The sequence below is a fragment of the Paraburkholderia sp. UCT31 genome, assembly GCF_014397655.1.
Classification (GTDB): Bacteria; Pseudomonadota; Gammaproteobacteria; order Burkholderiales; family Burkholderiaceae; genus Paraburkholderia; species Paraburkholderia tuberum.
Genome location: NZ_VZQP01000084.1, coordinates 1 through 22269 on the forward strand (window position 1 = coordinate 1; position 22269 = coordinate 22269).

Consider the following 22269-nt stretch of genomic DNA (forward strand, 5'->3'; position numbering starts at 1 on the left):
CCCCCGCCCGCCCGGAGTCCGCATGATCGTCACCGTTCAAGGCAAAGCGGCCTACGCCTACACCGGCGGCAAACCCTTCGACGCGAGCCTGCCAAGCGCCGTGTTCATCCACGGTGCCGAGCACGATCACAGCGTGTGGGCGCTGCAAAGCCGCTACTTCGCGCATCACGGCTTCGGCGTGCTCGCGGTCGATCTGCCGGGCCACCGACGCAGCGCCGGCCCCGCGCTCGCCAGCATCGCCGCGCTGGCCGACTGGCTCGCCGCGCTGCTCGACGCCGTGGGCGTCACGCGTGCGTTCGTCGCCGGTCACAGCATGGGCTCGCTGATCGCGCTCGACTTCGCCGGCCGCTATCCGCAGCGTGCAACGCATCTTGCGCTGCTCGCCACCGCGCTGCCGATGACGGTCTCCGACGCGCTGCTCGACGCCGCGCTCAATCGCGAGCCCGAGGTAATCGGCATGGTCAACCAGTGGTCGCATTCGACGCTCGCCGCGAAGCCCTCGTGCCCCGGCCCCGGTTTCTGGCTGCACGGCATGAACCAGCGGCTGATGGAGCACGTGTCGGCCAGCGGCGAGCCGCATCTGTTCCACACCGACTTCACCGCCTGCCATACCTATGCGGACGGCCACGCTCGTGCGGCGCAGGTGCGTTGCGCCGCGCGCCTGATCGTTGGCCGGCGCGATGCGATGACGCCGCCGCGCGCGGCGAAAGCGCTTGCCGATGCGCTCGCGCAGGCGGGCACGCCGGTCGACACCGTCACGCTCGATGCGGGCCACGCGTTGATGACCGAGCAGCCCGACGCGACGCTCGATGCGCTGTATGGCTTCGCTTCGCGGCCGCCGCACGAAGCGGGCTGAAGGGGCGCGCGATGGCCGCTCGCCGCGCGCCTCGGTGCTCCGCGGGCGGCCGTCGGGAACGCCGTTGCGAATCGCCACCGAATCACTACCGAACGACCACGATACCCACGCCGAACCCGCCGCGCCATCTGCCGAATGGCCAGGTTGCGCCAGGCAGGCGATCGCCGGAGAATGATTGAAGCTGTCTTTCTCAGCCTCCGGAGGCCGTCATGGCTCATACAGCACATACCGATCACTTCGCGAACTTCGCGGAGTTTTATCCGTACTACCTGAGCGAGCATCGCAATCTCGTGTCGCGGCGGCTGCATTTCGTCGGCTCGCTCGGCGTCATTGGCTGCCTCGCGATGGCGCTCGCCACCGGCGACTGGCTATGGTTGCCGGCGGCCGTGGTGTGCGGCTACGGCTTCGCGTGGGTCGGCCATTTCTTCTTCGAAAAGAACCGGCCTGCTACCTTCCGTCATCCGTTTTACAGCCTGATGGGCGACTGGGTGATGTTCAAGGACATCTGCGTGGGGAAGATCTCGTTGTAGTTTTATCGGGGCGGCTCGAAGTCTGGCCGCCCTATTACGCTGCCTGGTGCGGCATCGAAGCCGCCGCGCGCTCGCCATCGCCGGGTCGCGCCGCCCGTGCCGCCGCGCGCGAGGCGAGCAACGCGGCGAGCGTCACCTTCAGCTGGTCGTTGTCGAGCGCGGCGAGCAGCATGCCGCCGTCCACGCGTGTGGAGTCGAGTTCGAGCTGATACGTAAGCTCCGCGCGGTCGATCACGAACAGGTCGTACAGCCGCTGCACGGTCACCTGCGCCGGGTTCGCGAGCAGCACGAAGTGCGGGCCGGTATGGTCCTCCTCCAGCCGCGCGATCCACTCGATCTCCTCGAGACGCTGCAACAGCATCAGCGTCGTATCCTTGTCGCGGCGAAGCATCCGGGCAAGCTCGGGCATCGTGTAGCCGCGTCTGCCGCCCTCACGCGCCTCGCACAGCCGCGCGAGCAATTCGAGCGAATCGAACAGATTGCTGCCATAGAACACGGGGCGGTGAAACTGGCCGATGCGAATCGCCGGCAACGCCGATGCGATCATCGCGCCGGTCAGCGTGATGAACCAGCACAGGTACATCCACACCAGGAACAGCGGCACCGCGGCGAACGCGCCGTACACCGCCGTATAGGTCGGAATACGGCGCACGTAGTAGCCGAAGCCGCGCTTGGCGAGCTCGAACGCGAGCGCGGCGATCACGCCGCCGACCACCGCGTCGCGCCATTCGACACGACAGTTCGGCAGATAAACGTAAAGGATCGTGAACGCGAGCATCGTGAACGGCAGCGAGGCGCTCGCGAGCGCCCATGCGATCAGCGGTGTGATGCGCTGCGCGGCGCTAAACGACATCGATTGCGTGAACACATACGACGAGATGGACAGGCTCACGCCGATCAGGATCGGACCGAGCGTGATGATCGCCCAGTACACGAGAATGCGCTGCGCGACGGGCCGCGCCTTGCGCACGCGCCAGATCACATTGAACGCGGACTCGACGGTCATCATCGTCATCACCGCGGTGACGAACAGGATGATCATGCCGATCGTGGTCAGCCCTTTGGCCTTCGATGCGAACTGGTTCAGATACTTGAAGATCTGATCGTTCAGTTGCGCGGGCATCAGGTGGTCGGCAAGAAAAAACTGCAGCGACGCCTGGAACGAGCTGAAGATCGGAAACGCGGTGAACAACGCAAACGCGACGGTGGCGAGCGGCACGAGCGCGAGCATCGTCGTGAACGTCAGGCTGCCCGCGACCTGCGGAATCCGGTCCTCGCCGATGCGTTGCGCCGCGAATTGCGCGAGCCGTTTGAGCGTGTCGAGATCGAAACGCATCCTAACCAACAAACCTGCCTCCTTGCTTGCCGAACCGTCAGACCGGGACTGCGGGAACTCCGCGCGGCGTTTGGCCGAAGCGCCTGGCCGAACGGCTATGAGCGGCCTGTGCAACTGACCGAACCCCTATAATACCCGTTCAATGATGAGGCCTATGAAAGACATTCTCGTGCTTTATTACAGCCGTCACGGCGCCACCCGCGAGCTCGCGCTGGCGATCGCGCACGGCGTCGACAGCGTCCCCGGCATGCAGGCGCGCGTGCGCACCGTGCCGGCGGTTTCCACGGTTTGCGAGGCGAGCGAGCCGGACATTCCCACCGAAGGACCACCGTACGTCGAGCTGCGCGACCTCGAAGAATGCGCGGGCCTCGCGCTCGGTTCGCCGACCCGCTTCGGCAACATGGCGGCCGCGCTCAAATACTTTCTCGACGGCACCACGCCGCAGTGGCTATCCGGTGCACTGTCGGGCAAGCCGGCCTGCGTGTTCACGTCGACCGGCAGCCTGCACGGCGGCCAGGAATCCACCCTGCTGTCGATGATGCTGCCGCTGCTCCATCACGGCATGCTGATCGTCGGCATTCCATACACGGAGAGCGCGCTGTCCACCACGCAGACCGGCGGCACGCCGTACGGCGCGTCGCATTACGCGCGCGCGGGCACGACCGGCCATGGCATCTCCGCCGACGAACGGACGCTGGCGATTGCGCTTGGTGCGCGCGTTGGGCGCACGGCGGCGTCGATGTCCGAAAGGCCGTGAGCGTAAAGCCGTGAACCAACCGGATCCGCAACCCACCGAACGCGACGACGCCCGTCGTGACGCGGGTGGCGCTGAACTCGCGGCCACGAACTCCGGGGGCCACGCGAACGCGGCGCCCGCAAGCCTCGCGGCCAACGCGTCGGCATCTACGACCGTCGTGCCCGTGCAACCCAAAGCTGCCGCCGCGCTCGTCGCCGCTTTCACACTGGTCTCGATGATCGTGCTTGCCGTCGCATGGGAATGGTGGCTCGCGCCGTTGCGCTCTGGCGGCTCGCTGCTCGTGCTAAAAGCGTTGCCGCTACTCTCCGCGTTGCCGGGCGTGTGGCGACGTCGGCTTTACACGATGCAATGGGCGTCGATGCTGATCCTGCTGTATTTCGCCGAAGGCGTCGTGCGTGGCTGGAGCGATCATGGTTTGAGCGCGCGGCTCGGCTGGCTTCAGGCGGCGCTCGCCATGATCTTCTTCACCTGCGCACTCGCGTATGTCGGACCGTTCAAGCGCGCGGCGAAACGAGCCGCGAAGCAGGCCGCGAAGCAGGCTGCAAATCAGGCTGCAAAGCAAGCCGCCAGCGAACCGATCCCGCCCGCCTGAGGCCCAAGCCCCAACACCGTCAACCGATCCACATGACCCACACCGCTTTTCTCGCCGCCTGCCGCGACGCCATCGGCGCGACTTACGTACTGACCGATCCGCACGACACCGCTCCCTTTCTGACCGACTGGCGCCGCCGCTACACCGGCGCGGCCTGCGCGGTGCTGTGCCCGGCCACGTCCGCGGAAGCCGCCGCGCTCGTCAGGCTCGCGGTCGAACATTGCGTCGCGCTGGTGCCGCAGGGCGGCAATACCGGCCTCGCGGGCGGCGCGACACCCGACGCGAGCGGCGCGCAGGCGGTCATCAGCCTGCGCCGCCTGAATCGCGTGCGCGACATCGATCCGCACAACAACACGATCACGGTCGAAGCCGGCGTGATCCTCGCCGACGTGCAGAAGCACGCCGAAGCGGCCGGGCGTCTGTTTGCGCTGAGCCTCGCCGCCGAAGGCAGCTGCACGATCGGCGGCAATCTGTCGACCAACGCGGGCGGCACCGGCGTGCTGCGCTATGGCAACACGCGCGAGCTATGCCTCGGCCTCGAAGTGGTGACGCCGCAAGGCGAACTGTGGGACGGCCTGCGCGGGCTGCGCAAGGACAACACCGGCTACGATCTGCGCGACCTGTTCATCGGCGCGGAAGGTACGCTGGGCCTGATCACCGCGGCGGTGCTCAAGCTGCATCCGCAACCGGCCGCGCGCGTCACCGCGCTCGCCGCGCTCGCGTCGCCGCATGCGGCGCTCGATTTTCTCGCGCTCACGCAACGCGTCGCCGGGCCGCTCCTGACCGGCTTCGAACTGATGTCGGATTTCTGCCTGCGCCTCGTCGGCCGGCATTTCGAGCAGATGCGTTATCCGTTCGCCGAACCACATGCGCAGGTCGTGCTGCTCGAACTGTCGGACAGCGAAAGCGAAGTGCACGCGCGCACGCTGTTCGAGGGGCTGATGGAAACCGCGCTCGAACAAGGTCTCGTGGAAGACGCCGTGGTGGCGGAAAACCTCGCGCAGTCTCGCGCGTTCTGGAATCTGCGCGAGCACATTCCGCTCGCGCAGGCCGAGGAGGGCCTGAACATCAAGCACGACATCGCGGTGCCGATTTCACGCATCGGCCACTTCATCGAAGCGACCGATGCGGCAATCGCGCAAGCCGCGCCGGGCGCGCGCATGGTCACGTTCGGCCATCTCGGCGACGGCAATCTGCACTACAACGTGCAGGCGCCCGAGGGCGTCGATGCGAAGGCGTTTCTGCGGCAGTACCAGAGCCCGATCAACCGGATCGTCTACGACAGCGTCGATGCGCATCGCGGCAGCATCAGCGCGGAACACGGACTCGGCCAGTTGAAGATCGACGAAGCCGCCCGCTACAAGCAGGACGTCGAGGTGCGGATGATGCGCGCGATCAAGCAGGCGCTCGATCCGCTGAACCTGATGAATCCGGGCAAGGTGCTACGCTAATATCTGAAGCCTGCGCGATCCGGCGCGCAGGCGTTTTGCAGGAGTCGCGTCCGTGAAGATTCGCGTGCTGTCCGATCTGCATCTGGAAAACGACGAGCCTGAATTGATCCCGCATGCGCGGGCGGATCTCGTGGTGCTGGCGGGCGACATCCACAATCATGCGGCCGGCCCGCGCTGGGCCGCGCAGGCGTTCGACGACGCCGTGCCGGTCGTCTACGTGCCGGGCAATCACGAGTACTACGACGGTGAATTCGGCGCGCTGGAGAGCGCGATGCTCGACGCGGCCGCGCAGGTCGACAACGTGCATGTGCTGAACAACGCCGCGCTGGTCGACAGCCAGGGCCGCTGGCGCGTGCTCGGCACGACGTTGTGGACCGACTTCGCGCTGTACGGCGCGACGCCGGATGCAATCGAGGAATCGATCGTCGCCGCGCGCCGGGTCATGCTCGACTATCGCGGGCTGATCCAGATGAACTGGCCGCACGACCCGCGCGACGCCGCGCGCGACTTCACGCCCGCCGATTCGCTCGCGCTGCACCGGCATGCGCGCGCGTGGCTCGAAAGCGAGCTTGCCAAACCGTTCGCCGGCCAAACGATCGTGGTCACGCATCACGCGCCGCATCGGCTGAGCCTGGCCGGGCGTTTTGCCGAAGACCGCGTGTCGGCGGGCTTCGTCAACCATCTGCCCGAGCTCGTGCGCGCGCCTGTCGCATTGTGGATTCATGGCCACACGCATACGTCGTTCGACTACGTGGTGGACGGCACGCGCGTCGTGTGCAATCCGCGCGGCTATTTCGACCGGCGCACGCGCCAGTGGGAAAATCCGCTGTTTGCGTGGGACAAGGTCGTCGAGATCTAGCGGGTGCTAGCGGGCCTCTTGCGTCAGATCAACCCGCCGCCGCTCACCGCTCGCGCCGCGGCGCATCCTGTGACTCGACCTCGACCGGTACGAGCTGCGGCTGCTGTTCGCGCATGCGGCGCAGCAGATCGCGCGACGCGGCGACGCCGATCAGTCCAAACATGACGGCCAAGCCGATCATCAGGTGGGTATCCATGAATGTGTCGTCCTTCAGTGGTTGCGAGGCGCCGAACGGCGGCGAATCCAGCGCGTCCGGCCAGAGCGGCGACGCGTGACCGACACGTTAACAAATCGACTGCGCGGGAGAAGTAAAGAAATGTTGCGACGCGGCGCGTGTGTAACAGGCTGTCACGCCGCGTGCCGCACTCCGTGTGCCGCACTCCGCGTGCCGCACTCCGCGTGGCGCTCGAACGTCAATGCATGACGAGCAGACCGGTCAGGTCCGCGCGAACTGCCGCAACTCCTCCTGATCCGCCGCCAGCGTCGAAGGCAACTCGTCGCGCAGGAATTCGACCCACGTGCGGATCTTCGCATCGAGATACTGCCGCGACGGATACAGCGCATACAGATTCATCTGCTGCGACGTGTACTCGGGCATCAGCCACACCAGTTCGCCGCTGCGCAAACGGCTGATCGCCGAGTAGATCGGAATCAGCGCTACGCCCATGCCCTGGGCGACGGCCACGACCATCGCCTCGGCCACGTTCACCTGAAACGTCGCCGCGCCGAGCGAGACGACTTCCTCGCCGTTCGGGCCGTCGAAGGTCCATTTGTCCGGCGGATTCACCGGCGTCACCATCTGCAGGCAGGTGTGCTGCGCGAGGTCCGCGGGCCTTTGCGGCACGCCGCGCCGTTCGAGGTACGCCGGCGACGCGCACGCAATGCTGAACGCGCTGCCAAGGCGCTGCGACACCAGCCCCGAATCCGGCAGGCCGGTCGCGAGCGTCAGCGACACGTCGAAGCCTTCGTCGAGCAGATCGGGCATGCGCTGCGCGAGCGTCAGTTCGATATGCACGTCCGGGTAGCGCTGCTGGTAACGGCCCACGGCCGGCACCACGTAGTGCTGGCCGAAGCTCGTCATCGCGTGCACCTTCAGCTTGCCGGACGGACGCGCGTGCGCGTCGCTCGCCTCGGCCTCCGCCTGATCCACGTACGCGAGAATCTGCTCGCAGCGCTGCAGATAGCGCTCGCCAGCTTCGGTCAGCGCGATGCGGCGCGTGGTCCGGTTCAAAAGCCGTGTGCGCAGATGCGCTTCCAGATCCGAAACCGCGCGCGACGCGTAGGCCGTCGTCGTATTCAGATGCTGCGCGGCGCCCGTGAAGCTGCCCGCTTCGACGACGCGGACGAAAACGCGCATGTTTTGAAGCGTGTCCATACCTATCCTCAGAAATCGGCAGCGATTGTTACACGATCAGCAATGGCGATTGTCTCATGTCTGGTAAAAATGCCTTGCATCTTTACCGGTTATTCCGCAATCGATCAAAAAATATAATTGCGCACAAGCTTCTATAGTCAAATTTGGAGGAAATCGTGCAGTCTCCGGTACCCAAAGGGATCGCCGCACCCGCGGTTCTTACGATCCTATTAACAATCGCCGGATGCGCAAGTACCGGAGGCGTCGCGCCGCAAACGCACACGATCAATCCTGCGTCGCTCGATGCGGGCAACGCAATCCGCGCCGCCAACGCCGACGCGCAGTGGCCCGCCGCCGACTGGTGGCGCGCCTATGACGATCCGCAGCTGGACCGGTGGATCGCGGACGCGCAAGCCGGCAATCCCAGTCTCGCGGTCGCCCAGGCGCGCGTGCGTGAGGCGGCGTCGATGGCCGGCGTCGCGCGCGCGGCGCTCGCGCCGCAAGTCAACGGCAGCCTGTCGATCCAGCGCCAGCAGTGGGCCGACAACGTGTTCTACGGCCCGGGCCCGCTCGCCGGCGAGCAGTCGTGGAACAACACCGGCACGCTCGGCCTCGCGTATCACCTCGATTTCTGGGGCAAGGACAGGAACGCCGCCGAGCGCGCGCTCGACCTCGCGCACGCCAGCGCCGCCGACGCGCGCGCCGCGCAGCTCGAACTGCAGGCGAACGTCGTGCGCACCTATATCGAGATGTCGCTGAACTACGCGTTGCTCGACATCGCGAAGGCCACGCTGCAGCAACAGCAGCAGATCGTCGACCTCGCGAACCGGCGCCTGAAGGGCGGCATCGGCACGCAGCTCGAAGTGAGCCAGGCCGAGACGCCGATGCCCGAGTACGAGCGCCAGATCGACGCGATCGAGGAGAGGATCGCGCTCGGCCGCAATCAGTTGGCCGCGCTCGCGGGCAAGGGTCCGGGCGCCGGCGACGCGATCCAGCGCCCGGCGCTGTCGCTCGCCGCGCCCGCTGGTCTGCCGGCCGCGCTGCCCGCGGATCTGATCGGCCACCGGCCGGACGTGGTCGCGGCACGCTGGACGGTCGCCGCGCAGGCGCGCGGCATCGACGTCGCCAAGGCCGGGTTCTATCCGGACATCAACCTGCTCGCCTCGATCGGCGGCTATGCGGCGATGGGGCCGCTGTTCCAGTTCCTGAAGAGTCCGTCGCATAGCTGGAGCGTGGGTCCCGCGCTGACGCTGCCGATCTTCGACGGCGGCCGGCTGCGCTCGCAGCTCGGCGCGGCGTCGGCGGGCTACGACGAGGCCATCGAGCGCTACAACCAGTCGATCGTGGGCGCGCTGAAGGACATCTCCGACCAGGTGATCCGCATCCGTTCGCTGACCACCCAGGCCGACGACGCCGACCGCTCGGTCGCCGCCGCGCGCAGGAACTACGAGCTGTCGCGCGAAGGCTACCGGCGCGGCTTGAGCGACTATCTGAACGTGCTGGTCGCGCAAAACCAGTTGCTGCGCGCGCAGGAAGGCGTCGCCAAAGTGCAGGCCGAGCGGCTCGGCGCGCATGCGTCGTTGATGACGGCGCTCGGCGGCGGTCTCGACGATCCGGCCAACGGTCCGCGGGATAACGAAACGTTGCCGGCGCATGGCAAGGGCAGCGGCGAGAGCAAGAGCGGCGCGGCGAGTAGCGACACGGCAACAGCGGATGCCAACGTCAACGCCAGGACCAACGCAGCCATCACCGCCACCACCGCCTCGCGCGCCCCGAACGCGCCCGCGTCCGAGTAAGGAAGGCCATGTCCTCCTCGCCCTCCCCGTCGAGCGCGCGCCCCGCCTCGTTCGCCGCGCTCTACGAAGCCGCCGCCCACTGGGCGCGCACCGACGGCCTCGTATGGATCTATCTGTTCAAGTCGCTCGCCGCGTGTTTCCTCGCGCTCGGCATCGCGATGAAGCTCGATCTGCCGCAGCCGCGCACCGCGATGACCACCGTGTTCATCGTGATGCAGCCGCAAAGCGGCGCAGTGTTCGCGAAGAGCTTCTATCGGATCTGCGGCACGCTGGTCGGTCTCGTCGTGATGCTCGCGCTGATCGGACTGTTCGCGCAGCAGCCGGAGCTGTTCCTCGTCACGACCGCGATCTGGGTCGGCATCTGTACCGCCGGCGCCGCGCGCAATCGCAACTTCCGTTCGTACGGCTTCGTGCTGGCGGGCTACACGGCCGCGCTGATCGGCATCCCCGCTTCGCAGCATCCGGACGGCGCGTTCCTGAGCGCGCTCACGCGGGTCGCGGAAGTGGTGATCGGCATCATCTGCGCGGGCGCGGTCAGCGGCCTCGTGTTTCCGCAGTTCGCCGGCCTGCAGATGCGCGGCACCGTGCGTGCGCGCTTCTCGGCGTTCGTCGAGTACGTGTCGGCGTCGCTTGCCGGGCGCAACGACCGCGCCCAGACCGAGGCGACCAATGCACGCTTCGTCGCCGACATCGTCGGCTTCGAGGCCGCGCGCAGCATCGCCGTGTTCGAAGGCCCCGATTCGCGGATGCGCGGCGGGCGCCTCGCGCGTCTGAACAGCGAGTTCATGACCGCGTCGACGCGCTTTCACGCGCTGCATCAGCTGATGAACCGTCTGCGCGACAGCGGCACGCACGGCGCGGCGATCGCGATCGCCGCGCTCGAACCGTACTTCAAGGAGATCGCGCCGTTGCTCGCGAAGTCGGGCGAGCCGGTGCTGAGCGCGGCCGACGCCGCGCACGCCGCGGCCCAGCTCGACACCTACAGAAGCGAGTTGCCCAAACGCGTGCGCGCGACGCGCGACGAGCTCGAAACGCACCCCGACGCGCCGTTGCTCGATTTCGACACGGGCGCCGAGCTGCTGTACCGCTTCATCGACGACCTGCATGCGTACGCGGCGACCTACGCGTCGCTCGCCGTCGACAAGCACGCGCGCGAACGCTGGATCGAGCGCTACGAGCCGAAAACCAACGCGATCGCGGCCGGCGTCGCGGGCCTGCGCGCGGCCATCGTGATGATGGTGCTCGGGGCGTTCTGGATCGCCACCGCGTGGCCGAGCGGCTCGACGTTGACGCTGGTCGCAGCGGCCGTGTGCGCGCTCGCGTCGGCGTCGCCGGATCCGAAGCGCACCGCGTTCAAGATGGCCGGCGGCACGGTGCTCGCGACGCTGATGGGCATGATCGCGGTGTTCGGCGTGTATCCGCACATCGACGGCTTCGTGATGCTGTGCGTCGCGCTCACGCCGTTCCTGCTGCTCGGCGTGTTGATGACCACGCGTCCGACGCTCGCGGGCTACGGCGTCGGCTACTGCATCTTCTTCTGCTTCCTCGCCGGCCCCGACAACGTGATTCACTACGACCCGAGCGCGTTCATGAACGACGCGCTCGCGCTGGTGCTGTCGATGCTCGTGTCGTCGATCGCGTTCGCGGTGCTGCTCCCGCCGTCGACGCCGTGGCTGCGCAACCGCCTGCTCGTCGACCTGCGCCGCCAGGTGGTGCTGGCCGGCCGCGCGGGTCTGGCACGCGTGCGCTCGCGCTTCGAAAGCGGCGCGCGCGATCTGATGTTCCAGATCAACGCGCTGTCGCAGAACGAGCCCGAAACGAAGCGCGACACGCTGCGCTGGCTGTTTTCGGTGTTGGAGGTCGGCAACGCGGTGATCGACCTGCGCCGCGAAATCGCGACGCTGCCCAACGAGCCGCGCTACCACCAAGCGGCACCGTGGCGCGTCGCGCTGCGCGCGCTGCGCGATGCGCTCGCGGCGCTGTTCGAGCGGCCGCGGCAGCAGCACTTCGCGCGCGCGCTCGCGGCGACCGCCGATGCGATCGCGCAACTGCAGCAGTTGATGGCCGGCTTCACGCCATCGCGTGAAGAACGCCATCAGCTGTTGCGCATCCTCAGTCAACTGCATTTCATCCGTACCGCGCTGCTCGATCCGCAGTCGCCGCTTGCCTCGGCGATCGGCGCGCGCGGACGCATCAGAAGAAAAAGGAGTTCCTCATGCCGCGTGATATCGCCGTGCTCGATGCCTATGTGCCGGCCATTGTGCTGCTGTTCATCGCGGGCGCCGCGCTGACCTGGCTCGTCGATCGCGTGATCGCCTATACGGGCCTCTATCGCGTGGTGTGGCACCCCTCCCTGTTCCGGGCCAGCTTGCTCGTGTCCGTGTGCGGCCTTCTCGGCCTCGCCGTTTATCGTTGATCAGAGTCGAAACATGACCATCCGAAATCTTGTGGGCTTCATCGCGACAGCCGTCATTTTCATCGTCGCGATCGTGATTGGCCGCGTGCTGTGGGTCCATTACATGGACGAACCGTGGACCCGCGACGGCCGCGTGCGCGCCGAGATCGTCAACGTCGCGCCGGACGTGTCGGGCGCGATCGTCGATCTGCCGGTCAAGGACAACCAGTTCGTGAAGAAGGGCGACCTGCTGATGCAGATCGATCCGTCGCATTACCAGATCGCGGTCGAGCAGGCGCAGGCCGCCGTTGCCGCGCGCAAGGCCGAATTGCAGATGAAGCGCGACGATGCGCAACGGCGTGCCGACATGGATTCGCAGGTGGTGTCGAAGGAAAGCCGCGAAAACGCGACGCATACCGCGTCCGCCGCCGATGCCGCCTATCAGCAGGCACTCGCCGCGCTCGACGCCGCGAAGCTGAACCTCGAGCGCACGCGCGTGGTGTCGCCGGTCGACGGCTACGTGACGAACCTGTCCGTGTTCCGCGGCGACTATGCGAGCGCGGGCGCGGCGAAGCTCGCGATCGTCGACAGTCACTCGTTCTGGGTGTATGGCTACTTCGAGGAAACCAAGCTGCCGCACGTGCGCGTCGGCGATCAGGCCGAAGTGCGGCTGATGAGCGGCGGCACGCTGCAAGGCCACGTGGAGAGCATCTCGCGCGGCATCTACGACCGCGACAATCCGCAAAGCCACGAGCTGCTCGCGGACGTGAATCCGACCTTCAACTGGGTGCGCCTCGCGCAGCGCGTGCCGGTGCGCGTGCGGATCGACTCGGTGCCGCCCGACGTGATGCTGGCGGCGGGCACGACCTGCACGGTGGTGGTGCGGCCGGGGACGGGCTCCGGCTCCTCGTCGGCCAACGCGAGCTGACGCCCGCGCCGCCTTTTATAGCCTGAACTGCCCCACCATCGCCTTCAGCCCGCGTGCCTGATCGTCGAGCGAGCGGGCCGCGGCGGTGGCCTCCTCCACCAGCGCGGCGTTCTGCTGCGTGCCCGAGTCCATCTGCGTGACCGCGAGACTGATCGCCTCGATACCGGCGCTCTGCTCGGACGACGCCGCCGAAATCTCGCCCATGATGTCGGTCACGCGCTTCACGGCCTTGACGACTTCGTCCATCGTCTGACCGGCGTCAGCGGCGAGCGTCGAGCCGTTGCCGACGCGCTCGACCGAAGCCTGGATCAAGCCCTTGATCTCCTTGGCGGCCGCCGCGCTACGCTGCGCGAGATTGCGCACTTCCGCCGCGACGACCGAAAAGCCGCGCCCCTCCTCGCCCGCGCGCGCCGCCTCGACGGCCGCGTTCAACGCGAGGATGTTGGTCTGAAACGCGATCCCCTCGATCACGCCGATGATGTCGCCGATGCTGCGCGCGCTGTCGTTGATGTCGTTCATCGTCGCCACCACGCGGCTCACGACCGCGCCGCCCTGCTCGGCGATCGCCGACGCGTTGTTCGCGAGCGTGCTCGCCTGCTTTGCGTTGTCGGCGTTCTGACGCACCGTCGAGGTCAGCTGCTCCATGCTGCTCGCGGTGCGCTCGAGCGCGAGCGCCTGCTGCTCGGTACGCTGCGACAGGTCGAGATTGCCCATCGAAATCTGCGCGGACGCGGTCGCGATCGCATCGGCGCTCGACGCGATGTCGGCAACCGTCGTCGCGAGTCCGCTTTGCATGTCGGACAGCGCGAACAGCATGCTCGCACGGTCCTTGCCGCCGAGCGCGATGCGGTTCGACAGATCGCCCGCGGCGATGCGGCGCGCGATCTCCTTCGCGTACGCGGGCTCGCCGCCGAGCTGCGCGGTGAGCCGCCGCACGACCCACGCGGCGATGCCGAACGCGAGCACGATCAGTGCGAACGTCATCACCGCGATCATCACGAACGACGAGTGATAGATGAAACCGGACGCGTCGATCGTCGCCTTCGCGGCGGTGCCGCGCTGCGCGACGAGTTCGTCGACGAGCTTTTCGAGCTTGCCGGTTTCGACGAGCAGCGACACGTCCTGCGTGCCGACCTGCCAGTTCATCTGCGACAGATCGAGCGGCTGCGCTTTCACGAGCGTGACGAAGTCGCGCAGATGACTGCTCCATGCCGCGACCGCCGCGGTGAACGCCTTCTGCGCGCCGACCGCCTTCGCGTCCGACTTATCGACGTACTGCTGGAGCGTGCCCAGCTGCTCGTTGAGACCTGCGAGGCCGCGCTCGATGTCGGCCCCGAGTTCGTCGCGCTCCTTCGCGGTGGTCGCGGTCAGCAGCATCTTTTGCGCGCGGCTCGCGCGCAGCATGTGGCCGCGCGCTTCCTCGGCGGCGCGGCTCGCGACGTGGCCCTGGTCGTAGATCGATTGCGCGGACGCGTTCAGCCGGCCGATCTGCAGCAGCGAAAACACGCCGATCAGCAGCGTGCCGGCGAGCAGAATCGCAAACGCGATCCGCAGCGTCGCCTTGACCGACAGGCCGTTGAACTTCGTTGCCGCTGCGCTGTGTGCCACTGCTTTCATCATCCCCGTCCCCACATGTCGACGCGCCGGAAGGTCGGTTCCGGCATCACCACTTATCTCTCCGGGTCTACGGCAGCTCGCCCCGCGATCTTGAATTTCGCTTGTGCAAGCCGCGGCGGATCGTGCGCCGCTTGCCGTTCCCGGTTCCATGTTCGACGCGCTGCTTCGTGAGCCGCGCAAATCGCGAGCGCTTTATACCGTGGCCAAAACCTCGCCAAAAAAAGTTTCTTCAGGCAAAGAGCTGACGACTCGTCCTTTCACCGCCGAATGAAAAGTCATCCGCCCCCTTGTCCGATTCGCGACAAAACTTGTCCTTACAATTCGCTTCGGCCACATTAAACTTCCGCTAAATATTCAAAACGCCGGTTGCCGCGACGAAACGCCGCAGTGCTTCGCGGAATGCGCCTACGAGGCGTGCTGCCCGCACCGGTTTTCGGTGCCGATCTTTCATTCCACCGTTTTCCCGATCTTTTTTTCTAGCGTATGGAAACGAGCCTCGATAAAAGCGCCCTTGCCGGCGCATCCGCCACGGGGGCGAGCGCGTCCCCGGCCGCCGCTGCGCCGGCGGCCGCCAAGGTCCAGCGCACGGTGTATTCCGTGCTCGGCGCGATCAGCTTTTCGCACCTGCTCAACGACATGATCCAGTCGCTGATCCTCGCCATCTACCCGATGTTCAAGGACAACTTCTCGTTGTCGTTCGGGCAGATCGGTCTGATCACGCTGACCTACCAGATCACCGCGTCGCTGCTGCAGCCGCTCGTCGGCAGCTATACCGACAAACATCCGAAGCCGTACTCGCTGCCGGTCGGCATGGGCTTCACGCTGACCGGGCTGCTGCTGATGTCGGTCGCGCCGAACTTCGGCGTGCTGCTGGTCGCCGCGGCGCTGGTCGGCTGCGGATCGTCGGTGTTCCATCCGGAGTCGTCGCGAGTCGCGCGGATGGCCTCGGGTGGCCGTCACGGTCTCGCGCAGGCGTTGTTCCAGGTCGGCGGCAATGCGGGTTCGTCGCTCGGGCCGCTGCTCGCCGCGCTGATCGTGATTCCGCACGGGCAACGCAGCATCGCGTGGTTCTCGGCGGCGGCGCTCGTCGCGATCGTCGTGCTCACGCAGATCGGCCGCTGGTACAAGCGTCATCCGTCGGTCAGGAAGGCGCGCGGCCAGGGCGCGCATGTGACGCTGCCGCGTAACAAGATCATCCTGGCGATGAGCGTGCTGGTGTTGCTGGTGTTCTCCAAGTACTTCTATCTCGCCAGCATCAATAGCTATTTCACGTTCTATCTGATCGACAGGTTCCATCTGTCGGTGCAGGCCGCGCAGATCCATCTGTTCGTGTTCCTCGCGGCGGTCGCGGCGGGTACGGTGATCGGCGGCCCGATCGGCGACAGGATCGGGCGCAAGTACGTGATCTGGGTGTCGATTCTTGGCGTCGCGCCTTTTACGCTGCTGTTGCCGTATGCGAATCTGTTCTGGACTGGTGTGCTGACGGTTGTTATTGGGGTGGTGCTCGCCTCGGCGTTCTCGGCGATTCTTGTTTATGCGCAGGAGTTGATTCCTGGGAAGGTTGGGATGGTGGCTGGGTTGTTCTTTGGTTTTGCCTTTGGGCTTGGCGGCGTGGGCGCCGCCGTGCTTGGGGAACTCGCTGACGCTACCAGTATTGCGTTTGTTTATAAGGTTTGTTCGTTTTTGCCGTTGATTGGGGTGCTCACTGTTTTGTTGCCGGATGTTGAGGGGAAGCGGGTTAAAGGGTGAGGGTGAGCGCGTGCCGCGGGGTTGGGGCTTTTTCCTTATCGTGTGGTGTTGGCCTTTCCTTGCTGGCTTGTCGGTTTATTAGCGTTGCCCCTGTGCGGGGCGGGGCTTTTTTCGTTGTTCTGGCTTTGTTGGCCTTTCCTTGTTGTCTTGTCGGTCTATTAGCGTTGCCCCTGTGCGGGGCGGCACCTACTTTCTTTGCTGCTGCAAAGAAAGTAGGCAAAGAAGACAGCTCAAACCGCCAACTCTTAAGCGGGTCCCCTGGCTTGGAAGGGGTAGTGGTGCATCTGGAATCCGGGCCCCCGCACATTCCCCGTTCGTGACAAAGCCGTCATCCCTCCCACTCCGCACTACGTGCGTCGCGGACGGGTCTGCCAGGGAAACCAATGGTTTTGCCCGCGCAGCGGGGGCCGTCGGCTGCGCCTCGGCGATGCGCCGAAACCACCAGTGGGTTTTGAACGGGGTTTCGGCGCGCGTAGCGCCGCCGGAAGAATGACAGCCTTGTCACAAGCGCGGAATGTGCGAGAGCACGGATTCCGGATGCACCACTACCTCATGCGGACCGAGGGACCCACTTAAGAGTTTGCTGTTTTAGCTGTCTTCTTTGCCTACTTTCTTTGCAGCAGCAAAGAAAGTAGGTGCCGCCCCGCACAGGGGCAACGCTAATAGACCGATAACAAAGCAAGGAAAGGCCAACCCCGCCAGAACAACGAAAAAAACCCAACCCATATCCAGAAGAACAAAAAAACCAAAAAAAGCGCCGCCCCCGCCGGGGCATATAATGTCTCCCGAACTGCGCCTAAGCAAAAAAATGCCCGACCTCCTCTCGAATCTAAACCCCGAACAACACGCCGCCGTAACGCTCCCGAATGAGCCCGCCCTGATCCTGGCGGGCGCCGGCAGCGGCAAAACCCGCGTCCTGATCACCCGCATCGCGTGGCTGATTCAGCAAGGCCTCGCGTCCCCCGCGACCGTCCTCGCGGTGACCTTCACGAACAAAGCCGCCCGCGAAATGATGGCGCGCCTCTCGGCGCTATTGCCGATCGACACGCGCGGCATGTGGATCGGCACGTTCCACGGCCTGTGCAACCGTATGCTGCGCGCGCATCACCGCGACGCCGGGCTGCCCGCCACGTTCCAGATTCTCGATACCGCGGACCAGCTGTCGGCGATCAAGCGCCTGATGAAGGGCCTCAACATCGACGACGAAAAGTACCCCGCGAAAAATCTCCAGTACTTCATCAACAACGCGAAAGAGCAGGGCCTGCGCCCCAAAGACGTCGACGCCACCGACAACTTCAACCGCAAGTTCGTCGAACTCTACGAAGCCTACGATCAGCAATGCCAGCGCGAAGGCGTCGTCGACTTCCCCGAGCTGCTGCTGCGCTGCTACGAACTGCTCGCGCACAATCCGCCGCTACGCGCGCATTACCAGGCGCGCTTCAGGCACATCCTCGTCGACGAGTTTCAGGACACCAACAAGCTGCAATACGCGTGGCTGAAGCTGCTCGCGGGCCAGCACAACGCAATCTTCGCGGTCGGCGACGACGACCAGTCGATCTACGCGTTCCGCGGCGCGAACGTCGGCAACATGCGCGACTTCGAGCACGAGTTCAACGTGCGCAATCTGATCAAGCTCGAGCAAAACTATCGTTCGCACGGCCATATTCTCGATGCCGCCAACCAGCTGATCGCGAACAACTCGCGACGCCTCGGCAAGAATCTGCGTACCGACGCGGGTCACGGCGAACCGGTGCGCGTCTACGAATCGGCGACCGATTCGCAGGAGGCCGGCTGGATCGTCGAAGAGATCCGCGCGCTGATCAACACCGGCCTGTCGCGCAGCGAAATCGCGGTGCTCTACCGCAGCAACGCGCAGTCGCGCACGATCGAGCACACGCTCGTCAACGCGGGCATCGCGTATCGCGTGTATGGCGGCCTGCGCTTTTTCGAACGTCAGGAAGTCAAGCACGCGCTCGCATACCTGCGCCTGATCGACAACCCGAATGACGACACCGCGTTCGGCCGCGTCGTCAATTTCCCGACTCGCGGCATCGGCGCGCGTTCGATCGAACAGCTCGCCGACGCGGCGCGTCCGTACAACTGCTCGATGGCCGCGGCGATTCCGTACGTCGCCGGCAAGGCCGGCTCGAGCCTCGCCGCGTTCGCGAACCTCGTCGGCAAGATGCGCGCCGACACGCAGCAGATGAGCCTGCCGGAGACCGTCGAGTACGTGGTCCGCGCGAGCGGTCTCGCCGACTTCTATCAGAACGAGCGCGAAGGCCAGGAGCGGCTCGAGAACTTGCAGGAACTCGTCAACGCGGCCGCCGCGTTCGTCAGCGAGGAAGGCTACGGGCTCGATACGCCCGCGCGCTCGATTCCGCTGCGCCCAGGAGCCAGCGCCGCGCCCGAACTCGCGGTCGCGACCGACGATCCGACCACGGTGGTCCTCGACGCGCCGGGCATCGCCGATCCGGCGCAAAACCCCGACACGATGACACCGCTCGCGGGCTTTCTGTCGCACGCATCGCTCGAAGCGGGCGACAACCAGGCGCAGGCCGGCCAGGAAGCGGTGCAGCTGATGACGGTGCACGCGGCAAAGGGGCTCGAATTCACCGCGGTGTTCATCACCGGCCTCGAAGAGGGGCTGTTCCCGCACGAGAACAGCGCGATGGAGGCCGACGGCCTCGAAGAGGAGCGGCGTCTGATGTACGTCGCGATCACGCGCGCGAAGGAGCGGCTGTACCTGTCTTTCGCGCAGAGCCGGATGCTGCACGGCCAGACCCGCTACAACATCCGCTCGCGTTTCTTCGACGAATTGCCGCAGGAAACGCTGAAGTGGCTGACGCCGAAGGTCGAGGCGGGCTCGCGCTGGGGCGGCCGCTCGGACAACGCCGGCTACGGGCGCGACTGGTTCGCGCGGCCGGGGTACGGCGGCGGTTCGGCGTCGACGGCGGCGGTGACCTCCGCGCCGGCGCCCGCGTTCGCGAACGAGCAGCGCGCGGCCGACACGGGCTTCCGCGTCGGCCAGCAGGTGTTTCATACCAAGTTCGGCGAAGGCACGATCACCGCACTCGAAGGCAACGGCACCGACGCGAAAGCGCAGGTCCGCTTCAAGCGGCACGGCGAAAAGTGGCTGGCGCTGGCGGTGGCTAAATTGCAGGCGGTCGAATGAGCACGCCCTTGAATCTCAGCCACGATGCGCGGCGGCCGCTCGGCGTTCTGGCCGCGTTACCGCAGGAACTCGGCGACCTGATCGAAGCGATGCGCGCCGAGTCCGGCGTGCGCACGGTCACGCACGGCCAGCGTGACTACCACGTCGGCACCGTGCACGGCACGCCGTGCGTCGTCACGCTCGCGCGCGTCGGCAAGGTCGCGGCGGCCGCGACGGTCAGTGCGCTGATCCACGCGTTCGATGTCGAGGCAATCGTGTTCACCGGTGTCGCGGGCGGTGTCGGCGGCGACGTGCATGTCGGCGATATCGTCGTTGCGAGCGCGCTGATGCAGCACGATGTCGACGCGTCGCCGCTTTTTCCGCGCTTCGAGGTGCCGCTGCTCGGCATGTCGCGCTTCACCACCGATGCGGCGCTCGCCGACCGTCTAACCGCCGCATGCGAGCAGTTCGTCGCCGAGGAAGGCGCGGCCTGCGCGGCGCGCTTCGGCACGCGCGCGCCGCGCGTGCATCGCGGCTTGATCGTCAGCGGCGATCAGTTCGTCGCGAGCGCGGCGGCCGTCGCGGCGTTGCGCGACGCGCTGCCCGACGCGCTCGCGGTCGAGATGGAAGGCGCGGCGATCGCGCAGGTCTGCTACGAGTACGGCGTGCCGTGCGCGGTCGTGCGCACGATCTCCGATACCGCCGACGACCACGCGCCCGGATCGTTCATGTCGTTCCTGACCGGGATCGCGGGCACGTATTCGAACGCGATTCTCGCGCGCTTTCTCGGCACGCGAGACAGCGCGGGCTGAGCGCCCGCTGGTTCGTCCGCCTGGTCGCCCGCTGATCGGCCCGCTTATTCCTTCCTGCCGTCGCCGAGCGCGTCGCGCACCTGCTGCAGCGCGGCCGGATCTTCGATCGTCGGCAAATCGCCCGGCTCGCGCCCTTCGGCGAGCGCCGCGATAGCGCGGCGCAATAGCTTGCCGGAGCGCGTCTTCGGCAGCATCGATACCATCACCACGCGCGCGGGCCGCGCAATCGAGCCGAGATGGCGGTCCACCGTCATCGCCAGTTCGGCTTCGAGCCGCGCGCGCTCGCTCGGGTCGCCTTCTCCCTGCGCGCCGCGCAGCACGACGAAGGCCATCGCCGCCTGACCCTTGACCGGATCGGTCACACCGACCACCGCGACTTCCGCGACAGCCGCATGGCTCGACAGCGCCTCCTCGATCTCGCGCGTGCCGAGGCGATGGCCCGCGACGTTGATGACGTCGTCGGTGCGGCCGAGGATCGTCACGTAGCCGTCCTCGTCCTGCACGCCCCAGTCGAACGTCGAATACACCTGCTGGTTCGGCACGCTCGACCAGTAGGTGCCGACGAAGCGCTTGTCGTCGCCCCATACCGTCGACATGCAGCCCGGCGGCAGCGGATAGTCGAGCGTCAGCACGCCTTTCTCGCCGGGCGCGCAGGGCTCGCCGGTCAGCTCGTCGCGCACGCTCAGGCTATAGCCGATCGAGGGCACGCCCGGCGAACCGAGCTTGGTCGGCAGTGCCTCGATGCCGCGCGGAATCGCGAGCATCGGCCAGCCGGTTTCGGTCTGCCAGTAGTTGTCGATCACCGGCTTGTTCAACGCGTTGGAGATCCATTCGGCGGTCGGTTCATCGAGTGGTTCGCCGGCAAGAAACAGCGTGCGCAGGCTCGACAGATCGGCTGCCTTCATCAGCGCCGGGTCCTGCTTCTTCAGCACGCGTATCGCGGTCGGCGCGGTGAACATCAGGTTGATCTTGTGGTGTTCGACGAGCCGCCACCAGATGCCGCCGTCCGGACGAATCGGCGTGCCTTCGTACATCACGGTGGTCAGCCCCGCGATCAGCGGCGCGTACACGATGTAGCTGTGGCCGACCACCCAGCCGACGTCGGACGCGGTGAACATGGTGTCGCCGGGCTTGCCCTCGAAGATGTATTCCATCGATGCCGCGAGCGCGACCGCATAGCCGCCGACATCGCGCTGCACGCCCTTCGGTTTGCCGGTCGTGCCCGACGTGTACAGCACGTACGACGGCTCGTTCGATTCGAGCCACTCGCACGGGACGTGGGCGTCGAAGAACTGTTCGCGCAGCGGCTCGTAGGCGACGAGGTAGGGCGCGTTCAGTCGCGCGGGCGCGAGCTGCCGGTCGATCAGCAGCACATACGGTGTCTTGTGCATGGCGCGCGCGAGCGCTTCGTCGACGAGCGGCGTGTAGTCGACCACCTTGCCGCCGCGCGCGCCGGCGTCGGCAGTGACGATCAGCACGGGCTTCGCGTCGTCGATACGCGTGGCGAGGTTCGGCGCCGCGAAGCCGCCGAACACGACCGAGTGGATCGCGCCGAGCCGCGCGCAGGCGAGCATCGCGAACAGCGCCTCGGGGATCATCGGCAGATAGATCAGCACGACGTCGCCGCGCTTCACGCCGAGCGAGCGCATGACGGCGGCCATCCGGTTGATTTCGGCGTACAGATCGGCATACGTGTAGTGCCGCTCGATGCCGGTTTCGGTCGATACGTAGACGAGCGCGTTCTGCTGCGCGCGTTCGGCCAGATGCCGGTCGACCGCGTTATGGCAGAGGTTCGTGCGACCGCCGACGAACCAGCGCGCGAACGGCGGCTTCGAGCGGTCGAGCACGGTGCCGAATGGCGTGTGCCAGTGAATGCGCTGGGCTTCTTCGCGCCAGAAGGCTTCGGGGTGGTCGATCGAGCGGCGGTGGAAATCGCGGTAGCGGGTCATCGGCGGCGATCCTCGTGCGGCGGAAGTGGACGGGGTGGATGAAACGGAATCGTAAATTGCGCGCCCGGTGCGGTGCTGGTTATGCGCACAAGCATAGCCACTTTCTCTTATACACATCTCCGAGCCCACGAGACATC

At 66.3% G+C, this 22269-nt stretch carries 18 protein-coding genes and 1 pseudogene; 14 read left to right on the forward strand and 5 right to left on the reverse strand.

All coding sequences use genetic code 11. The annotated features are described in order from the left end of the window. Window positions 1-22 precede the first annotated feature (22 nt). Both F6X40_RS38140 and F6X40_RS38145 read left to right on the forward strand, forming a co-directional pair. Entirely contained in the window at window positions 23-856 is an 834-nt protein-coding gene (locus F6X40_RS38140; RefSeq protein ID WP_187631428.1) for an alpha/beta fold hydrolase, read from the forward strand. 209 nt (window positions 857-1065) lie between these two features. After that, a complete protein-coding gene (locus F6X40_RS38145; protein ID WP_184006183.1) occupies window positions 1066-1386 on the forward strand; it encodes an Mpo1-like protein in 321 nt (106 codons plus the stop codon). 34 nt (window positions 1387-1420) lie between these two features. Here F6X40_RS38145 and F6X40_RS38150 read toward each other — a convergent pair whose 3' ends face one another. Beyond that, a complete protein-coding gene (locus tag F6X40_RS38150) occupies window positions 1421-2734 on the reverse strand; it encodes a YihY family inner membrane protein (RefSeq protein ID WP_262421700.1) in 1314 nt (437 codons plus the stop codon). 142 nt (window positions 2735-2876) lie between these two features. Between F6X40_RS38150 and wrbA the strand changes: the two genes are divergently transcribed. Genes wrbA through F6X40_RS38170 form a run of 4 tightly spaced genes read left to right on the forward strand, consistent with a single transcriptional unit; the run spans window position 2877 to window position 6381 of the window. Then, window positions 2877-3479: an NAD(P)H:quinone oxidoreductase gene (gene wrbA, locus F6X40_RS38155; protein WP_090801006.1), complete on the forward strand. Its 603-nt coding sequence runs from the start codon at window positions 2877-2879 to the stop codon at window positions 3477-3479. Window positions 3480-3489: 10 nt separating this feature from the next. Then, on the forward strand, window positions 3490-4071 hold the full coding sequence (locus F6X40_RS42945; RefSeq protein ID WP_187631429.1) for a DUF2069 domain-containing protein: 582 nt from the start codon (window positions 3490-3492) through the stop codon (window positions 4069-4071). Window positions 4072-4103: 32 nt separating this feature from the next. Continuing rightward, window positions 4104-5522 carry an FAD-binding oxidoreductase gene (locus F6X40_RS38165; protein ID WP_187631430.1) on the forward strand — a complete coding sequence of 473 codons (1419 nt, stop codon included), beginning with the start codon at window positions 4104-4106 and terminating at the stop codon, window positions 5520-5522. Between the two features lie 52 nt (window positions 5523-5574). Next, window positions 5575-6381, forward strand: coding sequence for a metallophosphoesterase (locus F6X40_RS38170; RefSeq protein WP_187631431.1), 807 nt, complete (start codon window positions 5575-5577; stop codon window positions 6379-6381). A 43-nt stretch (window positions 6382-6424) separates the two neighbouring features. Here the strand turns inward: F6X40_RS38170 and F6X40_RS38175 are convergent, their stop codons facing one another. Both F6X40_RS38175 and F6X40_RS38180 read right to left on the reverse strand, forming a co-directional pair. After that, the gene (locus F6X40_RS38175) at window positions 6425-6577 is read right to left on the reverse strand and encodes a hypothetical protein (RefSeq protein WP_167544144.1); all 153 of its coding nucleotides are present in this window, start codon (window positions 6575-6577) and stop codon (window positions 6425-6427) included. Between the two features lie 240 nt (window positions 6578-6817). Then, entirely contained in the window at window positions 6818-7756 is a 939-nt protein-coding gene (locus tag F6X40_RS38180; RefSeq protein ID WP_187631432.1) for a LysR family transcriptional regulator, read from the reverse strand. Between the two features lie 155 nt (window positions 7757-7911). Between F6X40_RS38180 and F6X40_RS38185 the strand changes: the two genes are divergently transcribed. From F6X40_RS38185 to F6X40_RS38200, 4 genes and pseudogenes are all read left to right on the forward strand, one after another. Continuing rightward, window positions 7912-9531, forward strand: coding sequence for an efflux transporter outer membrane subunit (locus F6X40_RS38185; RefSeq protein ID WP_187631433.1), 1620 nt, complete (start codon window positions 7912-7914; stop codon window positions 9529-9531). An 8-nt stretch (window positions 9532-9539) separates the two neighbouring features. Beyond that, a pseudogene (locus tag F6X40_RS38190) lies at window positions 9540-11757 on the forward strand (FUSC family protein). Further along, a complete protein-coding gene (locus tag F6X40_RS38195; RefSeq protein WP_018421177.1) occupies window positions 11747-11947 on the forward strand; it encodes a DUF1656 domain-containing protein in 201 nt (66 codons plus the stop codon). Before F6X40_RS38190 ends, F6X40_RS38195 begins: the two are co-directional and overlap by 11 nt. Window positions 11948-11960: 13 nt before the next feature. After that, window positions 11961-12854: an HlyD family secretion protein gene (locus tag F6X40_RS38200; protein ID WP_184063625.1), complete on the forward strand. Its 894-nt coding sequence runs from the start codon at window positions 11961-11963 to the stop codon at window positions 12852-12854. Between the two features lie 15 nt (window positions 12855-12869). Here F6X40_RS38200 and F6X40_RS38205 read toward each other — a convergent pair whose 3' ends face one another. Beyond that, on the reverse strand, window positions 12870-14471 hold the full coding sequence (locus F6X40_RS38205) for a methyl-accepting chemotaxis protein (RefSeq protein ID WP_187631440.1): 1602 nt from the start codon (window positions 14469-14471) through the stop codon (window positions 12870-12872). 103 nt (window positions 14472-14574) lie between these two features. On the opposite strand from F6X40_RS38205, the gene F6X40_RS41955 reads away from it, so the two are divergent. The 4 genes from F6X40_RS41955 to F6X40_RS38220 all read left to right on the forward strand — a co-directional run bounded on the left by F6X40_RS41955 (window position 14575) and on the right by F6X40_RS38220 (window position 20183). Continuing rightward, a complete protein-coding gene (locus F6X40_RS41955; protein ID WP_222946278.1) occupies window positions 14575-14742 on the forward strand; it encodes a hypothetical protein in 168 nt (55 codons plus the stop codon). 212 nt (window positions 14743-14954) lie between these two features. Beyond that, window positions 14955-16220, forward strand: a complete 1266-nt coding sequence (locus F6X40_RS38210) for an MFS transporter (RefSeq protein WP_187631435.1) — start codon at window positions 14955-14957, stop codon at window positions 16218-16220. A gap of 808 nt (window positions 16221-17028) precedes the next feature. Next, window positions 17029-19392 (forward strand): UvrD-helicase domain-containing protein, encoded by a 2364-nt coding sequence (locus F6X40_RS38215; protein ID WP_187631436.1) that lies wholly within the window; start codon window positions 17029-17031, stop codon window positions 19390-19392. Next, the gene (locus F6X40_RS38220; RefSeq protein ID WP_187631437.1) at window positions 19389-20183 is read left to right on the forward strand and encodes a 5'-methylthioadenosine/adenosylhomocysteine nucleosidase; all 795 of its coding nucleotides are present in this window, start codon (window positions 19389-19391) and stop codon (window positions 20181-20183) included. The genes F6X40_RS38215 and F6X40_RS38220 overlap by 4 nt, the downstream gene beginning before the upstream one ends. 44 nt (window positions 20184-20227) lie before the next feature. Here the strand turns inward: F6X40_RS38220 and F6X40_RS38225 are convergent, their stop codons facing one another. Beyond that, window positions 20228-22249: a propionate--CoA ligase gene (locus F6X40_RS38225; RefSeq protein WP_262421702.1), complete on the reverse strand. Its 2022-nt coding sequence runs from the start codon at window positions 22247-22249 to the stop codon at window positions 20228-20230. Between the last annotated feature and the right edge of the window lie 20 nt (window positions 22250-22269).

Bases quoted from the DNA above. Each gene is read 5' to 3' on its own strand.
- F6X40_RS38140 (WP_187631428.1), top strand. From the start codon at position 23: ATGATCGTCACCGTTCAAGGCAAAGCGGCCTACGCCTACACCGGCGGC.
- F6X40_RS38145 (WP_184006183.1), top strand. From the start codon at position 1,066: ATGGCTCATACAGCACATACCGATCACTTCGCGAACTTCGCGGAGTTT.
- wrbA (WP_090801006.1), top strand. From the start codon at position 2,877: ATGAAAGACATTCTCGTGCTTTATTACAGCCGTCACGGCGCCACCCGC.
- F6X40_RS38165 (WP_187631430.1), top strand. From the start codon at position 4,104: ATGACCCACACCGCTTTTCTCGCCGCCTGCCGCGACGCCATCGGCGCG.
- F6X40_RS38175 (WP_167544144.1), bottom strand. From the start codon at position 6,577: ATGGATACCCACCTGATGATCGGCTTGGCCGTCATGTTTGGACTGATC.
- F6X40_RS38180 (WP_187631432.1), bottom strand. From the start codon at position 7,756: ATGGACACGCTTCAAAACATGCGCGTTTTCGTCCGCGTCGTCGAAGCG.
- F6X40_RS38195 (WP_018421177.1), top strand. From the start codon at position 11,747: ATGCCGCGTGATATCGCCGTGCTCGATGCCTATGTGCCGGCCATTGTG.
- F6X40_RS38200 (WP_184063625.1), top strand. From the start codon at position 11,961: ATGACCATCCGAAATCTTGTGGGCTTCATCGCGACAGCCGTCATTTTC.
- F6X40_RS38205 (WP_187631440.1), bottom strand. From the start codon at position 14,471: ATGAAAGCAGTGGCACACAGCGCAGCGGCAACGAAGTTCAACGGCCTG.
- F6X40_RS38210 (WP_187631435.1), top strand. From the start codon at position 14,955: ATGGAAACGAGCCTCGATAAAAGCGCCCTTGCCGGCGCATCCGCCACG.
- F6X40_RS38215 (WP_187631436.1), top strand. From the start codon at position 17,029: ATGCCCGACCTCCTCTCGAATCTAAACCCCGAACAACACGCCGCCGTA.
- F6X40_RS38220 (WP_187631437.1), top strand. From the start codon at position 19,389: ATGAGCACGCCCTTGAATCTCAGCCACGATGCGCGGCGGCCGCTCGGC.
- F6X40_RS38225 (WP_262421702.1), bottom strand. From the start codon at position 22,249: ATGTGTATAAGAGAAAGTGGCTATGCTTGTGCGCATAACCAGCACCGC.